The sequence below is a fragment of the Saccharopolyspora elongata genome (genome assembly GCF_004348985.1).
GTDB classification, from domain to species: Bacteria; Actinomycetota; Actinomycetes; order Mycobacteriales; family Pseudonocardiaceae; genus Saccharopolyspora; species Saccharopolyspora elongata.
This window is the reverse complement of record NZ_SMKW01000234.1, coordinates 1-1,075: the sequence shown is the minus strand read 5'-3', so window position 1 is coordinate 1,075 and position 1,075 is coordinate 1. Positions and strand designations below refer to the sequence as shown.

Annotated in this window: 1 protein-coding gene; it reads right to left on the bottom strand. The window is 65.6% G+C overall.

All coding sequences use genetic code 11. From position 1 onward, the window contains the following. Positions 1 to 190 precede the first annotated feature (190 nt). On the bottom strand, positions 191 to 688 hold the full coding sequence (locus E1288_RS46465) for a DUF309 domain-containing protein (protein ID WP_132495739.1): 498 nt from the start codon (positions 686 to 688) through the stop codon (positions 191 to 193). Positions 689 to 1,075: the final 387 nt, after the last annotated feature.

Sequence of the window (1,075 nt, the reverse complement as noted above, 5' to 3'; positions counted from 1 at the left end):
CGAGGTTGTGCACCTACCGACCCAGCCGCCGACTGATGAGTTCGGCCGGGGCAGGAGTCCCGCGTGAGCGCTGACGCGTTGGGCTTCGCGGGCGAACTAGGGCGCTGAGCAAAGTTGGCAATTTGTTGGCAACCGGGTCTCGTGCAGTTCGGTGACGTTGGATTCTCGGACTGCTCTGCGCGCGAGGTGGTCAACCCTTCGGTGCCCTGATGGTGCGCAGTTGCGGGGACAGCTGTTCGGATGCGATGGCGTCCGGGCCGTCTCGTTCGATCCGGGTGGCAAGGTCGGTGGCGTAGTGGGTGAGCTGCTCCGCGGCCACCGAGTACGGGGGCTGCTGGATGTAGGGCTGGATGTGGTCGTGCGCCCTGCGCAGTAGTGCCGCAGCGCCAGTACCGTTGCCTCGGCGCAGGTGAGTGAGGCCCACCGCGAGTTGGGCGAGCCCTTTCCACAGCGCGCGTTCGGCGCCGGGAGCGTTCTTCCAGGCAGCTTCGAGTACTTCGTGGGCGTGGAACGGGCGGGCATCGTCGAGCAGCCGCTGGGCCTGGGCCAGGCTCTCCATCGGGGCGAGCACCATGCCGTCGTCCATGCACTTCACCCCATGACTGCCGTAGGGCAGCGGGCGGCCGAGTCCGTCGCGAGGGCGGGCGTTGCGGGCTCGACCTTGCGGATCCCGGTCACGCTGACGCATGGCCCTCATTGTCCGCCATGCCGGCCGTCCTGAACCGGACGAAGGCGTCTCCTTCGACGTCGTCCAGACACGCTGCTTGCGGCGGCGTGTGTAGCAACGGGGGTCTGCACCAGGTTTCAGCAGCTCAGATGGCTCTCGGTCCATTGACTTATGCCCTCAACGGGCGTGTACTAAGGGTGCGGTGAATCGATTGAGAGGGTCGGTGAACCGAAGGGGCGATGGCGCGACAGCCCCGAAGGAATGCATGGTCCAACTCAAGGACGTTCGTAGTCCTGAGCTCTGCCGGAAGTTCTGGAGCAGGCGGAGTTCAGCAGTGCGAAAGACGCTCGTCAAACTCGAGCTAGCGTTCCGGCAAGGGCCTCCGCAGCTGCGGAGGCCCTTATTTGT

Excerpts from the sequence above, each read along its gene's own strand:
- E1288_RS46465 (WP_132495739.1), bottom strand. The coding sequence starts at position 688 with ATGCGTCAGCGTGACCGGGATCCGCAAGGTCGAGCCCGCAACGCCCGC.